The organism is Leifsonia sp. L25 (genome assembly GCF_050632895.1).
In genome coordinates this window covers 2,819,526-2,837,814 of record NZ_JBODRZ010000003.1, presented here as the reverse complement: position 1 = coordinate 2,837,814, position 18,289 = coordinate 2,819,526, and the positions used below count along the sequence as shown (strand labels likewise).

Below are 18,289 nucleotides of genomic sequence, written 5' to 3'. Positions count from 1 at the left end.
CGCTGTTCCGTCGTAAGTCGTCAGGAGTGCCATGCCCGAGTCAGCGTCCCGTCCCGCCCGCCACCGGGCGACCGGTCACCGAGTCCAGGCGGCCCTCCGCCGGCTGCTCGGCCAGTTCCGCCCCGGCCGCCGCACCGCGCATCGGCGGCAGGCCGTCATCGCCGCACTGGCCGTCGCCGGCCTCCTCGGCGCCGGTGCGGTCGCGACCTCCGGGGCCCTGGCCGCCGCGACGCCGCGCGTCGACGTGACCTGGACGACCGCGAACTCCTGGACCACCGGATTCCAGTCCGCGGTCACCGTCGCCAACGGCACCGGAACGACGGTGAAGCCGTGGCAGGTGCGATTCGACTTCCCACACACGCTCGTCAGCATCTGGTCCGCGGTCTCCTCGGCCTCCCCCACCGGGACCCTCACTGTCGGCGCGCCCTCCTGGGCGACCAGCCTGGCTCCGGGAGGCTCGGCCCGGTTCGGCCTGACCGCCACCCGCGCGGGGACCGCCGCGATCGTGCCGACGTCGTGCACGATCGTCGGCCTTCCGGCCGGTGCGAACGTGCCGTGCGCGGTGAACGGCGCAGCGACGGCCGGCGGAACGACCTCGCCGACACCGACACCGACACCGACCCCCACCCCCACCCCCACGCCCACGCCGTCCGCCACCCCGACTCCGGCCCCCGCCCCTGCTCCCGGCGCCGCCCTCGCCGTGACCTGGACCGTCACCTCGCAGTGGGCCTCCGGCTTCCAGTCGTCCGTCGCGGTCGCCAACACCTCGAAGACGACGCTGTCGCCGTGGCAGATCGCCTTCACGACGGCCGACGGCGTGGTCACCCTGTGGGATGGCACAGCCGCGACGACCAGCGACGGCTTCAGCGTGACCGCCCCGTCGTACGCCACCACGCTCGCTCCCGGAGCGACCGCGACCTTCGGCCTGACCTCGACCACGGCGGCGGGAGCCCCTCTGGTCCCGACCGCGTGCCGTGTCGTCGGCGCGAATCTCCCGTGCTCCCTGAACGGGGGCACGACATCGACGCCGACACCGACACCGACGCCCACACCGACACCGACACCGGCCCCCGCCCCCGGGACCTCCTCCACGCTCCTCATCGCCCCCTTCGTCGACATGGGCCTCTGGCCCACCGCCGACCTCACCTCGTTCGCGTCGTCGGCGGGCGTTCGCGCCGTCACCGCGGCCTTCATCGTCGCCGACCGCAGCAGCGCCTGCTCGCCCACCTGGGCCGGCTACACCGCGTACACGATCGGCGGCAGCCAGGACTTCCAGGCGGATATTCAGTCGTTCCAGGCGCAAGGCGGCCGGGTCGTGGCCTCCTTCGGCGGTGCGGCCAACGACGAGCTCGCGCGAGCCTGCACCGATCCCGCCAAGCTCCTCGCCGCCTACAGCACCGTGGTGTCGCGGTTCGCGCTCGACCGCGTGGACTTCGACATCGAGGGCGCCGACGTCTCCGACTCCGCGTCGAACATCCGGCGCGCCACCGCGGTCGCCGCCCTCCAGCGCCAGCGCGCGGCGGCCGGCCACCCGCTGCAGGTCACGCTCACGCTGCCGGTGATGCCGTACGGCCTCCTCGCCAGCGGCCTCCGCACCATCTCCGAGTTCACGGCCGCGGGCGTCCAGCTCTCGGCGGTCGACCTGATGACGATGGACTACGGCACAGGCGTGACGAACATGGGCCAGGCCGCGATCGACGCCGCCACGGCGACCGCGGCACAGCTCAAGAGCCTCGCCGCCTACGGGTCCTGGAGCGACGCCCAGCGTCTCGGCTTGATCGCCGTGACCCCGATGATCGGCCGGAACGACACCGGCGAGCTGTTCACGCTCGCCGACGCCACGACCGTCGGACACTACGCGAAGGCGAACGGCCTCGCCGGTCTCGGCTGGTGGGAGCTGACCCGCGACCAGCCGTGCACGTCGGGCGTCCCGGCGTACATGTGCTCGGGGACGAGCCAGCCGCGCTGGGGGTACTCCCGGGCGTTCGTCGCGGCGGTGGGATAGGGCCGGCTGGCGGACGTCGCCTCCCGACTTCTTCACCGCCAGGGATGCGAAAGATGGGGGATGCGAAAGAATGAGCGCATGGCGAGCACACCTGACGACGCAGGCGCACCGGAGGCGCGCGACACCGTCGCGCCCGCCCCGCACTCGCAGACCCTCTCCCGTGGCATCCGCGTGCTGGAGGCGCTGGCCGACGCCGACCGCCCGCTCACCATCGCCGAGCTCGCCGCCGCCCTCGGCGTGCACCGCTCGATCGTCTACCGGATCCTCCGCACGCTCGAGGACCACGGCCTCGTGGTCCGCAACCCCGCCGGGGCCGCGCTGCTCGGGCCGCGCATGGCGACCCTCGCCCGCGCGGTGTCGCGCGACCTCCAGTCGGCAGCCGTCCCGGAGCTCGGCGCCGTCGCCAACGAACTCGGGATGACCGCGTTCCTCGCGGTGCTCGACCGCGGCGAGGTCGTCACCTTGGTCAGCATCGAGCCCTCGCACGCGCATGCCGCCGTCGCCCAGCGGCCCGGCAGCCGCCACCCGATCACCACGGGCGCGCCGGGCATCGCCCTCCAGTCCGTGCTCACCGAGGCGCAGTGGGGCGAGCTCCCGGACGGCCACCCGCGTGACGAAGCTCTGGAGGCCCGCGCGCGCGGCTACGCGACCTCCCACGACGAGGTCATCCCCGGCCTGGCATCGGTGGCGGTGCCCCTCGTCGTCCACGGTCAACCGCTCGCCGCGCTCGCGGTCGTGTATGTGGCGAACGGCCGGGATGTGGCCGCGATCGGCGCGCGGCTCGGCCGGGCGGCGGCGACGGTCGCCGGCGAACTGCGCTGAGCCGGCCGGCGACGTCGCGTCAGACGGTGGTGGCCTCGGCTGTCGCGGCCTCCGCTGTCGGGGCCTCCGCCGTGGCTCGTACCGCCAGGATCGGCGCGAAGAACTCCCCCAGCTCCGAGTACCCCGCCAGCGGCAGCACCTGCGCCACGTACTGATCCGGCCGCACGACGACGATCACGCCGCCGCGGTCGATCCCGCGCGCCTCGAACACGTCGTCGCCCGGCGCCGTCGCGTACACCTTCTCGTAGTCGATCAGATCGAACGGCCCGGTCCGCGGCAGGAACGCTCCCGGGACGAGTCCGAGGTCGACGCCGGTGTGGTCCTGCTGGTAGACGACCTTCACGTCGAACCAGGCGTCGATGTCGCCGTCGCGCGGGGTCGCGGCGAGGGGCGACGCCGCGGAGGTCGTGAGCCACTCGGCGAACGCCGGCACGAGCGTCCCGTCGCCGGCCGTCGACGCGTCGGCGAACACATAGATCCGCCAGCGACCGTCCGCCGTCGCGTGGTGCCCGAGGTGCACCGGGTTGGTGTCGCAGACCCGCTCGACGATAGGCGACTTGAATCGCTTGCCGATCGGGAAGCCCGTCGCCAGCTCCTGGTGCTCCGGCTCCCCGACGATCAGCGACGGCGCGTACTCGGTCAGGAACCCGGCGGGGAACTCCGCCGTGCGCACGTAGAAGTCCTCCAGCGCTGAGGGGTCCTTCAGGTCCTCCGGCTTGGTGGCCATCAGCGTCGACCACTCCTTGTCGAAGTCGATCAGGTTCTTGGCGACCACGTGCCGCTCCGCCGAGTAGGTCGCCAGCAGCGACTCCGGGCTCCGGCCCTGCAGCACGTGGCCGAGCTTCCAGCCGAGGTTGAAGCCGTCCTGGATGGAGACATTCATCCCCTGCCCCGCCTTCGCACTGTGCGTGTGGCAGGCGTCGCCGGCGATGAACACCCGCGGCGTCCGCGACCCGAGCACCTCGCGCGGGATGTCGTCGAAGCGGTCGGTGAGCCGGTGGCCGACCTCGTAGACGCTGTGCCAGGCGACGTTGCGCACGTCGAGCGTGTAGGGGTGCAGGATCTCGTTGGCCTTCGCGATGATCTGCTCGATGCTCGTCGCCCGCACCGCGCCGTGGTCGTCGTCGCCGACAGAGCCCAGGTCCACGTACATCCGGAACAGGTAGCCGCCCTCGCGCGGGATGAGCAGGATGTTGCCGTACTCCGACTGGATGGAGCACTTGGTCCGGATGTCGGGGAAGTCGGTGACGGCCAGCACGTCCATCACCCCCCAGGCGTGGTTGGCCTGGTCGCCCGCGAGCGTGCAGCCGATCGACTCGCGAACCTTGCTTCGAGCGCCGTCCGCCCCGACCACGTACTTGGCGCGGACCACCCGCTCCTCACCCGCGTTCTCACTGGCGCTGCGCGCGAGCGTCACGACGACCGGGTACTCGCCGTCGTCCTCGATGCGGAGGCCGCGGAACTCCCAGCCGTAGTCCGGCCGCATCCGCGTCGGGCCGTTCGTCATGAACTCGCTGAAGTAGTCGAGCACGCGCGCCTGGTTCACCAGAAGGTGCGGGAACTCGCTGATCCCGGTCGGGTCGTCCACCGCGCGCGCCGCCCGGACGATCCGGGTCGGGTCGGCCGGGTCCGGCTTCCAGAACGCCATCTCGGTGATCCGGTAGGCCTCGGCGGTGATCCGCTCCGCGAACCCGAACGCCTGGAAGGTCTCGACGCTGCGCGCTTGGATGCCGTCCGCCTGGCCGATCTCCAGCCGGCCGCCGCGGCGCTCCACGAGCCGGGTGCTGACGCCGGGGAACTGCGCGAGCTGCGCCGCGGTGACCATCCCCGCCGGTCCGGACCCGACGACGAGCACGTCCATGGCCTCCGGCAGCTCGGGCGACCAGGCCGGCCCGACCGCGGGCAGCACGTGCGGGTCGCCGGACACATAGCCGTGGTGGTGGAACTGCATGGGGAGGCTCCTCACATCATCGTGATTGCGTGTTCGCTATCCGAACGAGTGATTCGGATTCCGCACGACAAGGATAGAGCGCCCGGCAACGGCCGACAAGCACGACGACGTTCGTCGAGCACGACGACGGCCGTCGAGCACGACGAACGGCGCGCGACGGCGAAGAAGCGGGAGGACGGAGCCGACTGCGAGGTTCGAACTCGCGACCGCTCGCTTACAAGGCGAGTGCTCTACCAGCTGAGCTAAGTCGGCGGACATGACGGACGCCCGTCGCGAACAATCCTAGGGGATACGCGGCGGGCGCCCTGGTGTCGAGTGGGACGTGCGGACTCAGCTTCCCGCGCTCGGCGACGGCGTCGGCGTGGAGGTCGACGAGTACTCGTCACCCTGCGCCTGGAGGATGAACGCCTTGAAGTCGTCGGCGTTCGTCAGCGAGCCGGTGTAGGGCTTGCCGTTGACGAGCACGAGCAGCGCATTCGTCATCTTCCTCACGTTGGAGTTGGGGATCGGACCACTGAGCGCGCGGTCGCTGGCGGAGCCGACCCAGGTCTTGAACCGGCCGTCGTCGACGCAGGAGTCGATGTCCGACGGAGAGGCGCCCGCAGCCGCGGCCAGCTTCTTGAGCTGGCCGTCGGTGAGACCGGGACCGCCGTCCGCCGGCTGGTTCTCGAACAGCGACTGGTTGAACGCCCAGAACGACTGCGGCGAGTAGTTCGCCACGCAGGCCGCGGCGTTGGCAGCGCGCAGCGAGTACCGGGTGCCCGCGGAGTGGCTGGTGTAGATCGCGACCGGATGCATCTCGACCGTGACCGCGCCGTCCTTGACCAGCGGCTGGAGCTGCTTCAGGTTCGTGCGCTGGAAGTCGCCGCAGAGCTTGCACAGGTAGTCGGCGTAGATCCGGATGTCGACGGAACTGCCGTTCGGGTCCGGCGTGCTCGCGACGGGCTTCGCGTCGGCCGCGAGCGCCGGCGTCGTCTTGACCTTGAGGCCGGAGCCGACGAGAACGCCGTCGCTCGCCATGTTCTTCGGGCCGGGGACGGTGGGACGGATCGCGCCCATGATGACCACCGCGACGATGGCCAGGACCGCGATCACGCCGATCACGATGCCACCGGACAGCAGGGCCCTTCTCCTGCGGTCCCTGCGCTGCTGGCTCGTGCGGAGCTGTCGGGCTTTCTCCCGCGCGGCCGCGCGGACGTCGCCGCTGCGGCTCTCGTCGGAGTCGTTCATGGAACTCATATCTCGGGGGAATCGGCTCTCGGGGGTAGGCGGAGCGGCGCGCGGGGGGACGTGCCGCCTGGTGTGGCGTGAGCAGACGCAACCAGACGACCATATTGCGGCAGTCTGGGAATAGACCAGACATACCCCGCTCACGCCCCGAGCGCCACCTGGGGGTTGGCCCCCGAGTGCGGGACGTCCACCCCTCGCGACCTCCCGCAGACCCGTGGTAAGCGCAGCGCGTCGGATGCCTTACTATGGGGGTCGTGGCATCGACGCCCTCGGACGTCGACGCCACGTCTATTCCATTCACAACGGATCGTCCGGCACGTACCTGCCGGTGAAGGAGACAAAAGAAAAATGGCGACTGTCACGTATGACAAGGCGACCCGGCTCTACCCGGGTTCCAACCGCCCCGCGGTCGACGCTCTCGACCTCGACATCGCAGACGGCGAGTTCCTCGTCCTCGTCGGCCCGTCCGGCTGCGGCAAGTCCACCTCGCTCCGCATGCTCGCGGGCCTCGAAGAGGTCAACGACGGCAACATCTTCATCGGCGAGCGCAACGTCACCGACGTGCCGCCGAAGGACCGCGACATCGCGATGGTGTTCCAGAACTACGCGCTGTACCCGCACATGACCGTCGCCGAGAACATGGGCTTCGCCCTGAAGATCGCCGGCGTCGGCAAGGACGAGCGCGCCTCCCGCGTCCTCGAGGCCGCCAAGCTGCTCGACCTGGAGCCCTACCTCGGCCGCAAGCCGAAGGCGCTCTCCGGTGGTCAGCGTCAGCGCGTCGCCATGGGCCGCGCGATCGTCCGCTCCCCCCAGGTGTTCCTCATGGACGAGCCGCTGTCGAACCTCGACGCCAAGCTCCGCGTCCAGACCCGCACCCAGATCGCGTCCCTCACCCGCCGCCTCGGCGTCACCACGGTCTACGTCACCCACGACCAGACCGAGGCGCTCACGATGGGCGACCGCATCGCGGTCCTCAAGGACGGCGTGCTCCAGCAGGTCGGCACCCCTCGTGACCTGTACGCCCAGCCGAACAACGTCTTCGTCGCCGGCTTCATCGGCTCCCCGGCCATGAACCTGTTCACCGCGGACGTCACCGACGGCGGCATCAAGTTCGGCACGACGGTCGTCCCGGTCGAGCGCGACGTGCTCGCCAACGCCGGCAACACCGTCACGATCGGTGTCCGCCCGGAGGACGTGGTCGTGTCGTCCGCCGAGAGCGGCGGCCTGAAGGTCGCGGTCGACCTGGTCGAGGAGCTCGGCGCCGACGGTTACCTGTACGGCCACTCCGAGCTCGACGGCAAGCGCACCGACATCGTCGGCCGTGTCGACGGGCGCGTGCACCCGAACGCGGGCGACACCGTCTACATCACCCCGAAGCCGGGCCACGTCCACCTCTTCCACTCGGAGTCGGGCGAGCGTCTCGGCGGCGCCGTCGTCGACTGAGGTCGTCGCAGCTGATCCTCACTCTGCCGCAGTCCGGTCCCGGGCTGCGGCAGAGTGCTTTCCGCCCCCACTCGCTCCTGGAAGGCGCCTCATGGCCGGCTCTGTCAACATCACCGCGGCGACCGTCGATCCCGCTCTGCTCGATCTGCCCTGGAACATCCCGTTGGAGCAGTGGTCGAACGAGCACATCGCCCTGCTGCCGAAGGGCATAAGCCGGCACCTGGTCCGGTTCGCGAACATGTCCGGCTACGTCATCGCCATCAAGGAGACGACAGCGGAGATGGCGCAGCGCGAGTACGAGATGCTGCGCACCCTCCAGCGCCTGGACGTGCCGTGCGTCGAGCCGGTCGCCGTCATCAAGAACCGGACGGACGACGACGGCGACGCGCTGAACGCCGCGCTCGTCACCCGGCACCTCAAGTTCTCGCTCCCCTACCGCGCACTGTTCTCGCAGACCTTGCGCCCGGACACCGCGACCCGCCTGGTGGACGCCCTGGCCGTGCTGCTGGTGCGGCTGCACATCGTCGGCTTCTTCTGGGGCGACGTCTCGCTCTCGAATACACTGTTCCGTCGCGACGCCGGCGCCTTCGCGGCGTACCTGGTGGACGCCGAGACCGGCCAGCTCTACGATGGCGGCCTCTCGAACGGCCAGCGCGAGAACGACCTCGAGATCGCCCGGGTCAACATCGCCGGCGAGCTGATGGACCTGGAGGCCGGCGGCCGGGTGGACGAGGAGCTCGACCCGATCAAGGTGTCGAACGGCATCGTCGCCGCCTACCGGTCGCTGTGGAAGGAGCTGACCGGCAGCGAGTCCTTCTCGTCGTCGGAGCGCTGGCGGATCAGCCAGCGCGTCGAGCGACTGAACGAGCTCGGCTTCGACATCGAGGAGCTGGCGATCAAGACCTCCGACGAGGGCACGACCGTGCGCATCCAGCCGAAGGTGGTGGATGCCGGCCACCACTCCCGCCGCCTGTTGCGCCTGACTGGCCTCGACACCGGCGAGAACCAGGCCCGCCGCCTGCTCAACGATCTGGACTCCTACTCGGCGACGCTCGGCAAGCGCGGCCTGGACGAGGAGGCGATGGCCCACGAGTGGCTGATGCGCGTCTTCGAGCCGGTCATCCGCTCCATCCCGGCCGACCTGAAGGGCAAACTGGAGCCGGCCGAGGTCTTCCACCAGCTCCTGGAGCACCGCTGGTTCATGTCCCAGGCCGAGGGCCGCGACGTCCCGCTGGCCGAGGCGCTGACCTCGTACATCAACGACATCCTCCGCCACCGCCGCGACGAGGCCACCGTCGTGGGGCCGCCCACGGAGACGATGAGCATCCCGGTGATCGGCGGCGCGGCCCCCGTGGAGACCGACGACGACGAGGACGACTGGCGCTCGAAGGTCTGAGCAGCCGGTCGCCTGCGGCCCGTGCACGCGGCGGAGGAAACCGAGCCACTCCTCCCTCCGAATGACGCGTAACGGAGGAGATACGGGCACAGCGGCGACTAATCTCCTCCGCTAGCCACCGCACCCGGCTCTGCCTACCCCGTCCCGCGGTCGCCACCCGCCGTCGCAGCCGGAGGATATCCGGGCCGGCGGGTGCCAGATGTCCTCCGTTGGCTGCTGTGGCACGGCGTGTCGGGACGGATCTCCTCCGCTAGCCTCGCGGCGCCTTCCCCTCGGCCCGCAGCTTCGAGATCTCGTAGAGCGTCACACTGGCCGCGATGCCCGCGTTGAGGGACTCGGTCGAGGCGGAGATCGGGATGGAGACCACCGCGTCGCAGGTCTCGGTCACCAGGCGGGAGAGGCCCTTGCCCTCGCTGCCGACCACGATCACAACCGGACGGTCGGCGAAGGAGAGGCCCGGGAGGCTGGTGTCGCCGCCGCCGTCGAGGCCGAGCACGAACACACCCGCCTTCTTGAACTCCTTGAGCGTCGCCGTGAGATTGGACGCCATCGCGACGGGCGTGCGTGCCGCCGCACCCGCGGACGTCTTCCAGGCCGAAGCCGTCATGCCGACCGAGCGGCGCTGCGGGATGATCACGCCCTGACCGCCGAACGCGGCGGTGGAGCGGATGATCGCGCCCAGGTTGCGCGGGTCGGTGATGCCGTCGAGCGCGACGAAGAGCGGGGTCTGGCCCTTGCGCAGGGTGAGGTCGAGGAGTTCGCCGGGGTGGGCGTACTCGTACGGGGGCACCTTGAGCGCGACGCCCTGGTGCACGGCGTCGCGGCCGGCGAGGCGGTCGAGTTCGGGGCGCATGATCTCGAGCACCGGGATGGCGCGTCCGGTGGCGATCGAGAGGATCTCCTTCATGCGGTCGTCCATCTCGATGCGCGCCGCGATGTAGAGGGTCGAGGCCGGGATGGCCGCGCGCAGAGCCTCCAGCACGGAGTTGCGGCCGGTGACGATCTCGCTCTCGTCACCGCTCTTCGCCCGGCGGGCCGCACCTGACGCTCCGCGCGGGGCGCCGTCGCGGCCGCCGCGCTGCTCGGCCTTGGCCGCGGCACGATCGCGAAGCTGCTTGTTCTTGTAGGCGACGTGGTACTCGCGGTCCTCGGCCTTCGGGGTCGGGCCGCGCCCTTCCAGGGCCTTGCGGCCGTGGCCTCCGGTGCCGACCTGGGCGCCCTTCTTGCTCTTCCTCACGGCCCCGGCACGGGGCTTGCCACCTGAGTTCTTCATGCTTCGATACTCCAATGCGACCCCGACGGGGTGTCTTCGATACTGATTCCCGCGGCGGTCAATTCGTCGCGGATGCGGTCTGCTGCCGCGAAGTCGCGCGCCTGGCGCGCCTCCTGGCGGTCGTCGAGCAGGCGGCCGATCAGCGTGCCGAGCGCGTGCTCGGCGGCGCTGGAACCGGCGGTGCGCCAGTGCGGCGAGAGCGGGTTGATGCCGAGCACCTCGGTCATCGCCAGGACGTGGCCGCGCGCGGCCGCGGCCGCCTCCAAGTCTTCCGCATCCAGCGCCGCGTTTCCTGAGCGCACGGTGTCGTGCAGCACGGCCAGCGCCTGCGGGACGGCGAGGTCGTCGTCCATCGCCTCGGCGAAGGCCCCGGGAACGACCTCCACGCCGCTGCCGGCGAACCGGGTGCCGGCGAGCCGCCGGTCGACCCGCTCGAAGAAGCCGGCGATGCGGTCGAGCGCCGCCTCCGCCTCGCTGAGCGAGCCGTCGTGGAAGTCGATGGTCGACCGGTAATGCGCCGAGCCGAGGTAGTAGCGCACCACCAGCGGGCGCGCGGCGCCGAGCAGGTCGGCCGCGTAGACGGAGTTGCCGAGCGACTTGCTCATCTTCTGCCCGTTGACGTGGACGAGCCCGTTGTGCACCCAGTACGAGGCGAATGCGTCCCCCGCGGCCGTCGACTGCGCGAGCTCGTTCTCGTGGTGCGGGAACCGCAGGTCGAGGCCGCCGCCGTGGATGTCGAACTGCGGCCCGAGGTAGCGGCGGGACATGGCGGAGCACTCGATGTGCCAGCCGGGCCGTCCCTCTCCCCAGGGCGACGGGAATGCCGCCGACGCCGGCTCATCGCTCTTGCGCCCCTTCCACAGGGCGAAGTCGCGCGGATCCCGCTTGGCGCGTGGATCCGCGTCCGCCGCGGCCTCCATGTTGTCGATGCTCTGCCGGGTCAGCTCACCGTAGGCGGGCCAGCTCTTCACGTCGAAGTAGACGTCCCCCGATCCGTCCTCGGCCACGTAGGCGTGCCCGCGCTCGATGAGCCGCGCGATCAGCTCCTGCATCTGCGGGATGGACGCAGTGGCCCGCGGCTCGTAGGTGGGCGGTTGGACGCCGAGCGCCGTGTAGCCGGCGGTGAACTCGAGTTCGAACCGGTAGGCGAGCGCCCACCACTCCTCCGAGCCGCCCTGCGAGTGCGCCGCGACGGCGTTGACGAGGATCTTGTCGTCGATGTCGGTGACGTTGCGCACGAGCGTCACGTCCAGCCCGCGATACGCGAGCCAGCGGCGCAGCTGATCGTAGACCAGCGCCGATCGGAGATGCCCGATGTGCGGAGACGACTGCACCGTCGGCCCGCAGACGTACATGCCCACCGCACCGGCGCGCAGGGGGACGAAGTCGCGCAGGGCGCCGGCCTTCGTGTCGAAGAGTCGCAGAGTCACGGCACAAGCCTACGGGTCGCCGCCAACGCCCACGCGATCCATGACCGAAGAGGTGGAGAAGTCGTCCGCACCGCGAACTGTGGAGGACTACAGGGAGGCTGCGCGCTCGGCGAGGGCCTCGTTGACCGGTGCGAACGCCAGCCGGTCGAAGATCAGCTCGATCGCGTCGATCCGCCCGTCGCGCACCGTCACGAGCTCGACGCACGGCACCGCGCCCGCCGGTGTGTCCGTCACGAAGTCGTACACGACGCAGCCGCGCTCACCGTCCGCGAAGACCTCCCGCACGTCGTTGCGCACCAGCGCAGCCAACAGCCGCCCGAGCGCGCCGATCCACTCCCGCTTTCCCACCGTTCCTCCCGCGAACCGTGCGACGAGACCCTCGGCCAGCAGCTCGTCGACCCTCTCCAGATCGTGGGCGCCGACGGCCTCGATGTACTCGCGGGCGACGGCCGCGGTATCCGTTCCGGTCATGTCGTTCTCCTTTCCACAAGTCAGAATAAGTACAAACACACATTTGTGCTAGCCTGAAATCGACAGGAGGCCCATGCCGCAGACCGCCATCGACCATTCGCTCGACGCCGCCCTCACCGCCCTCGCCGATACGAACAGGCGCGCAATCCTCGCGGCGCTCCGTGACGGCCCGACCCCGGTCGGCCGGCTCGCCTCCGAGCTCGGTCTCTCGCAGCAGACGACCTCGCACCATCTCGGGGTGCTCCGGCGCGCGGGGTTGGTCTCCGGAAGCCGCGACGGCACCCGGCATCTCTTCGTCGTGGACGACGACGGCCTCGCCGCCGTCCGCTGCTACCTCGACGAGTTCTGGCCGAGCCGCTTGTCGGCATTGAAGGCGGCCGTCGAGAGCGGCCAGGAGACGACCGATGGCTGAGCATCGTTCTGCGGTCGACATCGCGGCGCCGCCCGGAGCGGTGTTCGCGTACCTCGTCACGGCGGATGGCCTCACCGCGTGGATGGGCCAGCACGCCGTCCTCGATCCGCGCCCGGGCGGCGAGTTCACCGCCGACATCGCGGGCAGCCCGATCCGCGGCGAGTTCCTGGAGGTGGACGAGCCGCATCGCGTCGTCGTGAGCTGGGGCGTGGCCGGCAGCGCCGACCTCCCGCCCGGAGCGTCCACCGTCACGTTCACGCTGACCCCGATCGCGACGGGGACGCGTGTGGAGGTCCACCACACGGATCTCCCCGAGCCGCGCGTCGCCGGTCATCGCGCCGGCTGGGCGCACTTCCTCCCCGCCTCGCCCTCGCGGCGGCCGGTCAGGACCCTGGCCAGGACCACTGGAGACCGCTCACGCCCGGCCAGTGACACCAGGCTGACCGGTGACGACAGGCCGGTGACACCAGGCCGCTGACCGGGGCCGCTGACACGATTCCACTGACACGATTCCACTGACACGATGCCACTGACGCCGGGCCGCTGAGCCCGGGGCCGTCGCTCAGCGCGCGAACAGCATCGCTGTCGCGAAGGCGGCGATCCCCTCACCGCGCCCGGTGAAGCCCAGTCCATCCGTGGTCGTCGCGGCGAGCGAGACCGGGGCCCCGAGGATCCCCGACAGCAGTTGCTCGGCCTCCACCCGCCGCGGCGCGAACTTGGGTCGCTGGCCGATCAGCTGGACGGACACGTTCCCGATCCGGAAGCCCGCGTCCTCCACCAGGCGGCGCGTCTCCGCGAGGAAGACCTCACCGTGCGCTCCCGCCAGCCGCGGGTCGCCCGTCCCGAACACGCCGCCGATGTCTCCGAGACCCGCGGCCCCGAGCAACGCGTCGACGATCGCGTGGCACGCCGCGTCCCCGTCGCTGTGACCAGAGAGCCCAGGCTCGTCGGGCCAGAGCAGGCCGGCCAGCCAGAGCTCGGCGGACGGATCGAACGCGTGCGTGTCAGTCCCGAGCCCGATCCGCGGCATGCGGGCGGAGCCGACCAGGTCGCGCGCGCGCTGCAGGTCCCACGGCGTGGTGATCTTGAACGCCTCCGTCGCGCCCGGCAGCACCGTCACGCGGTATCCGGCCGCGGCCACCAACCCCGCGTCGTCGGTCTCGTCGGTCGTCGCGGCGGCGTAAGCCGTGAGCAACTGGTCGCGCGGGAAGCCCTGAGGGGTTTGCACGGCGGCCAACCTCGACCGGTCCACGGTCTCGTGGACCGAGCGGTCGCCGTGGACGCGCTTGATGGTGTCGCTGACCGGGAGGCCGGGGACGACGCCGTGCCCCGTCTCGACCACGGCCTCCACCACCGCGTCGAACAGTGTGGAGGGCGTGAGCGCACGGGCCGCGTCGTGGACGAGGACCACGTCGACGTCATCGGCGATCGCGGCGAGCCCGGCGGCGACGGACTGCTGGCGGGTGGCGCCACCGGCCACCACCGCCGGAGGACGCCCGAATACGCGCAGCGCGACCTCCGCCGCCTCCTGCACACGGTCGGACGGGACCACGAGCACCGGGTCCGCCGCAGCCCGCATGCCGCGCACGGCATGCAGCGAACGCTCCAGCAGGGTGCGCCCGTCGAGGTCCACGAACGCCTTCGGTACGTCGGCTCCCAGTCGCGTGCCCGATCCGGCCGCGACGACGACGACCGCGACGCGCGGTCCAGGGTTGCTGCTCACGTCACGAGACTACCCGGCCCGCAGCGACCCTCCCAGGAACGCCGAAAGGCCCACGACCGAAGTCGCGGGCCTCTCGAAAGCAGGTGAATCGCGGGTTAGGAGGCGAGCACCTCGTCGAGGAGGCTGGAGGCCTTCTCGTCGTCGGTCTTCTCCGCCAGGGCGAGCTCCGAGATGAGGATCTGCCGGGCCTTGGCCAGCATGCGCTTCTCGCCCGCGGACAGGCCGCGGTCCTGGTCGCGGCGCCAGAGGTCGCGGACGACCTCGGAGACCTTGATGACATCGCCCGACGCCAGCTTCTCCAGGTTCGCCTTGTAGCGGCGGGACCAGTTCGTCGGCTCCTCGGTGAACGGGGCGCGCAGCACCTCGAACACGCGGTCGAGGCCCTCCTTGCCGATGACGTCGCGCACACCCACGAGATCCACGTTCTCAGCGGGGACCTCGATGGTCAGATCGCCCTGAGTCACGTTGAGCTTGAGGTACAGCTTCTCTTCACCCTTGATGATTCTTTTCTTGACCTCGGTGATCGTTGCAGCACCGTGATGGGGGTAAACGACGGTTTCGCCAACCTCGAAAAGCATAGATATGTTGTCCCTTCAGCAACGAATAGGATACCACACGAGGCACATGCTAAGGTTCGCCCCTGCACCTCCCGGGAGGCCGGGAAGCCCTGTCGGCATACGGTAAACTCGTGCTCACACCCGCTTCGTCACAGGGCATCAGCGCGCCGTCGAGCGGAACGATTCGGAGGATCATCCAGTGAAAGCTCGCGTCGCGGCGTCCATCGTCCTCGCCCTGGCGGTCGCAGCCGGCACCGCCGGGTGCGGATTCATCGCACCGCAGGCCACCACGAAGCACTACGACGCGAGCGACGGAGTGAGCGGCAACGTCGGCCAGATCGACGTGCGCAACGCTTTCATCGTCACCGACGGCGTCGACGGCAAGGTCGGCAACCTCGTGGTCAGCCTGGTGAACACCGACAGCAAGAGCCACCGCGTGGCCATCACCTCGGCGAACTCCGGAAGCGCTGCCTACGTCACCGTCGAGCCCGGCCAGGTCAAGAAGGTCGGCTCCCAGCCCGACAAGGCCTCCGCCAGCAACGTCTTCCTCACCCCGTTCGACGCGCTGCCCGGCAGCAACTACGACGTGTACTTCCAGTACGGCGACGCGACCGGCGTGAAGCTGCAGGTCCCGGTCCTCGACGGCGGCCTCCCGGACTACAAGCAGCTCGTCCCGCCGGCCATCCTGCCCGCCCAGGGCTGATCGGGCACGAGCCCGAAGACACGGAAGCCGCCCTCGCGAGAAGCGAGGGCGGCTTCGTCGTTCGCGGCGCCGGCCGCCGTCAGGCGTTGAACCGGTAACCGAGCCCACGCACCGTGACCAGCATCTGCGGGTCCGACGGGCTCTCCTCGATGCGCGAGCGGATGCGCTTGATGTGCACGTCGAGCGTCTTGGTGTCGCCGAAGTAGTCGCTTCCCCACACGCGGTCGATGAGCTGACCGCGGGTGAGCACGCGTCCGGCGTTTCGGAGGAGCAGCTCCAGCAGCTCGAATTCCTTCAGCGGCATGGAGATCTCGTTGCCCTTGACGGCGACGGTGTGCCGGTCGACGTCCATGCGGACCGTGCCGGCCTCCAGGACGCCGTCGTCTTCCAGCTCCGCCTCGTCCACGCGCCGGCGCAGGACCGCGCGGATGCGGGCCAGCAGCTCGCGCGACGAGTACGGCTTGGTGACGTAGTCGTCCGCGCCGAGCTCCAGCCCGACCACGATGTCCACCTCGGAGTCCTTGGCGGTCAGCATGATGATCGGGACGTTGGAGCGCGTGCGGATCTCGCGGCACACCTCCGTACCCGGGATGCCGGGGAGCATGAGGTCGAGCAGCACCAGGTCGGCGCTCCCACGGTCGAACTCCGCGAGGGCCGACGGGCCGTCTTCGGCGACGGTCACCTCGTAGCCTTCGCGCTTGAGCAGGTACGCGAGCGGCTCGCTGAGCGCGCCCTCATCCTCGACGAGCAGGATCGCTGTCACAGGTTCTCTCCAATCGGGGGACGGACGGTGGCCGCCTCGGGCAGCCGGATGGTGAAGGTGGAGCCGCGGCCGGGCTGCGACCAGACCCGGACCTCCCCGCCGTGGTTCTGCACGGCGTGCTTGACGATGGAGAGACCGAGCCCGGTGCCCCCGGTGTTGCGGGAGCGGGCCTGGTCCACCCGGAAGAAGCGCTCGAACACGCGGTCGAGGTCCTCCTCGGGGATGCCCTCGCCCTGGTCGGTGACGGCGATCTCGACCACGCCGTCGATCGTGCGGACGCCGATGCCGATCCGGGAGTCCTCCGGAGAGTACTGGATCGCGTTCGAGATGAGGTTGTGCACCGCGGTGACCAGCAGCGCCTCGTTGCCGATCACCGTCGCGTCCTTCTCTCCGCGCATCGCGATCTCGATCTGGCGCGACTCCGCGGCGACTTTGTTCTGATCGATGGCGGCCCGGACGACCTTCTTCGCCGAGAGCTCCTCGGCGTCGCCGAGGGCGTCGGCGGCCTGGAGGCGACTCAGCTCGATGATGTCCTGGGTGATCCGGGCGAGCCGGGAGGCCTCCTCGCTCAGCCGCAGCGCGAACCGGCGCACCTGCTCAGGGTCGTCGGAGGCGTCGTCCAGCGCTTCGGCGAGGAGGCCGACGGCGCCGATGGGGGTCTTCAGCTCATGGCTGATGTTCGCCACGAAGTCGCGGCGCACGGACTCCAGCCGGAACGACTCGGTGCGGTCCTCCGCCAGCAGCAGGATGTACCGGGAGCCCAGCCGCGCCACGCGCACGCTCAGGTGGATGTTGGCGTCGCCGAACGGTCCCCGCGCGAGCTCGCACTCCTCGGTGATCGGCTCGCCCGTGCGGCGGACCCGGTCGACGAGCTCGACGAGGTGCGGGTGGACGAGGGCGCCGTTCCAGACCAGGCCGATCGCGTGCGCGCCCGGGGACGCCTTGATGACGTTGTTGGACGGGTCGATGACGACGCCCGCGGACTCCATCGCGTCGAGCACCTGATCCACGCCGTCCGGCACCGCCGGGTTGGAAACCGCTGCCGCGTGGTCCCCGCGGCGCGCGGCGATGTGGAGGATCCAGACGAACCCCGCGCCGACGACCAGCCCCAGGCCGAGCGAGAGCAGCACCAACCAGGCGGAGTCCATACCCAAAGCGTAGGTGATGCGCGAGGACGCGCCGGGACCGATCAGGCTCTCCGCCGCGTGTTTTCGCGGGTACGTTAGACAGTGTTCAGCCCTACGGCACCGTCCGTTAACCTCCCGAAGCGACCATGCTGAACGGGGTCAGTACCGACCCCTGTATCCCGCGTGCCCGCGCACGCCCAGGAAGGACCTCATCCCATGCGCGAAGTTTTCCAGCAGGAGCTGGCCGACGTCCAGGACCGGCTGGTCCAGATCGCCGAGCTGGTCGTCCGCTCGATCCGCAGCGCCACGGAGGCGTTCAACGAGTCGGACGTGTCCCTCGCCGAAGAGGTGATCGCCAACGACCACCGCATCGACGAGCTCACCGTGCTCCTGGACGAGCTCTCGATCCAGATCCTCGCCCGCCAGCAGCCAGTCGCCCGTGACCTCCGCATCGTCGTGAGCGCGCTCCGCATCAGCGCCTCGCTGGAGCGGATGGGCGACATGGCCGAGCACATCGCCCAGCTCGCCCGCTACCGCTTCCCCGACAAGGTCGTGCCGAAGAGCCTGCGCTCGACGTTCGCCGAGATGGGCCGCCTCGACGTGCAGATCGCCGAGAAGCTCGCCGAGCTGCTCCGCACCCAGGACATGCGCATCGCCGACGAGATCCGCAACGACGACGACGACATCGACGAGCTGCACGCCAGCGTGTTCGACAAGGTGCTCGGCGAGACCTGGAAGGGGCAGGCCGTGGACACCGTCGACGCCACCCTCGCGAGCCGATACCACGAGCGCTTCGCCGACCACGCCGTCTCCATCGCCAAGAAGGTCCAGTACCTCGCCACCGGCGACTGGGCCCCGGAACTGGCCGGCTGACACCCCTCCCCTTCTTCTCGGAACCGCCGAGTACGCGAACAGTCCGCGTGCTCGGCGGTTCTGCTTTCTCCACGCCTCAGCTTGGATATCTGTCCTCGGATTTCAGAAAC

17 protein-coding genes and 1 tRNA gene are annotated in these 18,289 nt (G+C 70.3%); 8 read left to right on the top strand and 10 right to left on the bottom strand.

Features of this window, described 5'->3' with window-relative positions:
* Positions 1–31 precede the first annotated feature (31 nt).
* Together ACRAWC_RS18285 and ACRAWC_RS18280 are read left to right on the top strand one after the other, a co-directional pair.
* Positions 32–2,005 carry a cellulose binding domain-containing protein gene (locus ACRAWC_RS18285; protein ID WP_431348997.1) on the top strand — a complete coding sequence of 658 codons (1,974 nt, stop codon included), beginning with the start codon at positions 32–34 and terminating at the stop codon, positions 2,003–2,005.
* Between the two features lie 78 nt (positions 2,006–2,083).
* Positions 2,084–2,827, top strand: coding sequence for an IclR family transcriptional regulator (locus ACRAWC_RS18280; protein ID WP_431348996.1), 744 nt, complete (start codon positions 2,084–2,086; stop codon positions 2,825–2,827).
* A 19-nt stretch (positions 2,828–2,846) separates the two neighbouring features.
* Here the strand turns inward: ACRAWC_RS18280 and ACRAWC_RS18275 are convergent, their stop codons facing one another.
* From ACRAWC_RS18275 to ACRAWC_RS18265, 3 genes are all read right to left on the bottom strand, one after another.
* Positions 2,847–4,778, bottom strand: coding sequence for an FAD-binding monooxygenase (locus ACRAWC_RS18275; protein WP_431348995.1), 1,932 nt, complete (start codon positions 4,776–4,778; stop codon positions 2,847–2,849).
* A 179-nt stretch (positions 4,779–4,957) separates the two neighbouring features.
* Positions 4,958–5,030: transfer RNA gene (locus ACRAWC_RS18270), tRNA-Thr, on the bottom strand.
* Between the two features lie 78 nt (positions 5,031–5,108).
* Positions 5,109–6,008: a DsbA family protein gene (locus tag ACRAWC_RS18265; RefSeq protein WP_431348994.1), complete on the bottom strand. Its 900-nt coding sequence runs from the start codon at positions 6,006–6,008 to the stop codon at positions 5,109–5,111.
* A 348-nt stretch (positions 6,009–6,356) separates the two neighbouring features.
* Here ACRAWC_RS18265 and ACRAWC_RS18260 point away from each other — a divergent pair, with 348 nt between their 5' ends.
* Together ACRAWC_RS18260 and ACRAWC_RS18255 are read left to right on the top strand one after the other, a co-directional pair.
* Positions 6,357–7,451 (top strand): ABC transporter ATP-binding protein, encoded by a 1,095-nt coding sequence (locus tag ACRAWC_RS18260; protein ID WP_431348993.1) that lies wholly within the window; start codon positions 6,357–6,359, stop codon positions 7,449–7,451.
* Positions 7,452–7,542: 91 nt separating this feature from the next.
* Positions 7,543–8,847 (top strand): DUF4032 domain-containing protein, encoded by a 1,305-nt coding sequence (locus tag ACRAWC_RS18255; RefSeq protein WP_431348992.1) that lies wholly within the window; start codon positions 7,543–7,545, stop codon positions 8,845–8,847.
* A gap of 250 nt (positions 8,848–9,097) precedes the next feature.
* On the opposite strand, the gene rlmB is transcribed toward ACRAWC_RS18255, so the two are convergent.
* The 3 genes from rlmB to ACRAWC_RS18240 form a co-directional block, all read right to left on the bottom strand.
* Positions 9,098–10,120, bottom strand: a complete 1,023-nt coding sequence (gene rlmB / locus ACRAWC_RS18250; protein ID WP_431348991.1) for a 23S rRNA (guanosine(2251)-2'-O)-methyltransferase RlmB — start codon at positions 10,118–10,120, stop codon at positions 9,098–9,100.
* The gene (gene cysS, locus ACRAWC_RS18245; RefSeq protein WP_431348990.1) at positions 10,117–11,550 is read right to left on the bottom strand and encodes a cysteine--tRNA ligase; all 1,434 of its coding nucleotides are present in this window, start codon (positions 11,548–11,550) and stop codon (positions 10,117–10,119) included. The genes rlmB and cysS overlap by 4 nt, the downstream gene beginning before the upstream one ends.
* Before the next feature lie 87 nt (positions 11,551–11,637).
* Positions 11,638–12,021: a nuclear transport factor 2 family protein gene (locus ACRAWC_RS18240; protein ID WP_431348989.1), complete on the bottom strand. Its 384-nt coding sequence runs from the start codon at positions 12,019–12,021 to the stop codon at positions 11,638–11,640.
* A gap of 73 nt (positions 12,022–12,094) precedes the next feature.
* On the opposite strand from ACRAWC_RS18240, the gene ACRAWC_RS18235 reads away from it, so the two are divergent.
* Together ACRAWC_RS18235 and ACRAWC_RS18230 are read left to right on the top strand one after the other, a co-directional pair.
* Positions 12,095–12,433, top strand: a complete 339-nt coding sequence (locus ACRAWC_RS18235) for an ArsR/SmtB family transcription factor (RefSeq protein ID WP_431348988.1) — start codon at positions 12,095–12,097, stop codon at positions 12,431–12,433.
* Positions 12,426–12,911: an SRPBCC family protein gene (locus tag ACRAWC_RS18230; protein WP_431348987.1), complete on the top strand. Its 486-nt coding sequence runs from the start codon at positions 12,426–12,428 to the stop codon at positions 12,909–12,911. The genes ACRAWC_RS18235 and ACRAWC_RS18230 overlap by 8 nt, the downstream gene beginning before the upstream one ends.
* An 84-nt stretch (positions 12,912–12,995) precedes the next feature.
* On the opposite strand, the gene ispD is transcribed toward ACRAWC_RS18230, so the two are convergent.
* Entirely contained in the window at positions 12,996–14,156 is a 1,161-nt protein-coding gene (gene ispD, locus ACRAWC_RS18225) for a 2-C-methyl-D-erythritol 4-phosphate cytidylyltransferase (RefSeq protein ID WP_431348986.1), read from the bottom strand.
* 95 nt (positions 14,157–14,251) lie between these two features.
* Positions 14,252–14,734, bottom strand: a complete 483-nt coding sequence (locus ACRAWC_RS18220; RefSeq protein ID WP_021763858.1) for a CarD family transcriptional regulator — start codon at positions 14,732–14,734, stop codon at positions 14,252–14,254.
* A gap of 178 nt (positions 14,735–14,912) precedes the next feature.
* On the opposite strand from ACRAWC_RS18220, the gene ACRAWC_RS18215 reads away from it, so the two are divergent.
* Positions 14,913–15,416 (top strand): hypothetical protein, encoded by a 504-nt coding sequence (locus ACRAWC_RS18215; RefSeq protein ID WP_431348985.1) that lies wholly within the window; start codon positions 14,913–14,915, stop codon positions 15,414–15,416.
* A gap of 79 nt (positions 15,417–15,495) precedes the next feature.
* Here ACRAWC_RS18215 and ACRAWC_RS18210 read toward each other — a convergent pair whose 3' ends face one another.
* The gene (locus ACRAWC_RS18210) at positions 15,496–16,179 is read right to left on the bottom strand and encodes a response regulator (protein ID WP_431348984.1); all 684 of its coding nucleotides are present in this window, start codon (positions 16,177–16,179) and stop codon (positions 15,496–15,498) included.
* Positions 16,176–17,327, bottom strand: coding sequence for a sensor histidine kinase (locus ACRAWC_RS18205; RefSeq protein WP_431348983.1), 1,152 nt, complete (start codon positions 17,325–17,327; stop codon positions 16,176–16,178). Before ACRAWC_RS18205 ends, ACRAWC_RS18210 begins: the two co-directional genes overlap by 4 nt.
* A 195-nt stretch (positions 17,328–17,522) precedes the next feature.
* Between ACRAWC_RS18205 and phoU the strand changes: the two genes are divergently transcribed.
* Positions 17,523–18,179: a phosphate signaling complex protein PhoU gene (gene phoU / locus ACRAWC_RS18200; protein ID WP_431348982.1), complete on the top strand. Its 657-nt coding sequence runs from the start codon at positions 17,523–17,525 to the stop codon at positions 18,177–18,179.
* The last annotated feature ends 110 nt before the right edge of the window (positions 18,180–18,289 follow it).

What these genes read in the sequence shown, in the direction of transcription:
- ACRAWC_RS18285 (WP_431348997.1), top strand. Translation starts at nt 32, where the DNA reads ATGCCCGAGTCAGCGTCCCGTCCCGCCCGCCACCGGGCGACCGGTCAC.
- ACRAWC_RS18280 (WP_431348996.1), top strand. Translation starts at nt 2,084, where the DNA reads ATGGCGAGCACACCTGACGACGCAGGCGCACCGGAGGCGCGCGACACC.
- ACRAWC_RS18275 (WP_431348995.1), bottom strand. Translation starts at nt 4,778, where the DNA reads ATGCAGTTCCACCACCACGGCTATGTGTCCGGCGACCCGCACGTGCTG.
- ACRAWC_RS18265 (WP_431348994.1), bottom strand. Translation starts at nt 6,008, where the DNA reads ATGAACGACTCCGACGAGAGCCGCAGCGGCGACGTCCGCGCGGCCGCG.
- ACRAWC_RS18260 (WP_431348993.1), top strand. Translation starts at nt 6,357, where the DNA reads ATGGCGACTGTCACGTATGACAAGGCGACCCGGCTCTACCCGGGTTCC.
- ACRAWC_RS18255 (WP_431348992.1), top strand. Translation starts at nt 7,543, where the DNA reads ATGGCCGGCTCTGTCAACATCACCGCGGCGACCGTCGATCCCGCTCTG.
- rlmB (WP_431348991.1), bottom strand. Translation starts at nt 10,120, where the DNA reads ATGAAGAACTCAGGTGGCAAGCCCCGTGCCGGGGCCGTGAGGAAGAGC.
- ACRAWC_RS18240 (WP_431348989.1), bottom strand. Translation starts at nt 12,021, where the DNA reads ATGACCGGAACGGATACCGCGGCCGTCGCCCGCGAGTACATCGAGGCC.
- ACRAWC_RS18235 (WP_431348988.1), top strand. Translation starts at nt 12,095, where the DNA reads ATGCCGCAGACCGCCATCGACCATTCGCTCGACGCCGCCCTCACCGCC.
- ACRAWC_RS18230 (WP_431348987.1), top strand. Translation starts at nt 12,426, where the DNA reads ATGGCTGAGCATCGTTCTGCGGTCGACATCGCGGCGCCGCCCGGAGCG.
- ACRAWC_RS18220 (WP_021763858.1), bottom strand. Translation starts at nt 14,734, where the DNA reads ATGCTTTTCGAGGTTGGCGAAACCGTCGTTTACCCCCATCACGGTGCT.
- ACRAWC_RS18205 (WP_431348983.1), bottom strand. Translation starts at nt 17,327, where the DNA reads ATGGACTCCGCCTGGTTGGTGCTGCTCTCGCTCGGCCTGGGGCTGGTC.
- phoU (WP_431348982.1), top strand. Translation starts at nt 17,523, where the DNA reads ATGCGCGAAGTTTTCCAGCAGGAGCTGGCCGACGTCCAGGACCGGCTG.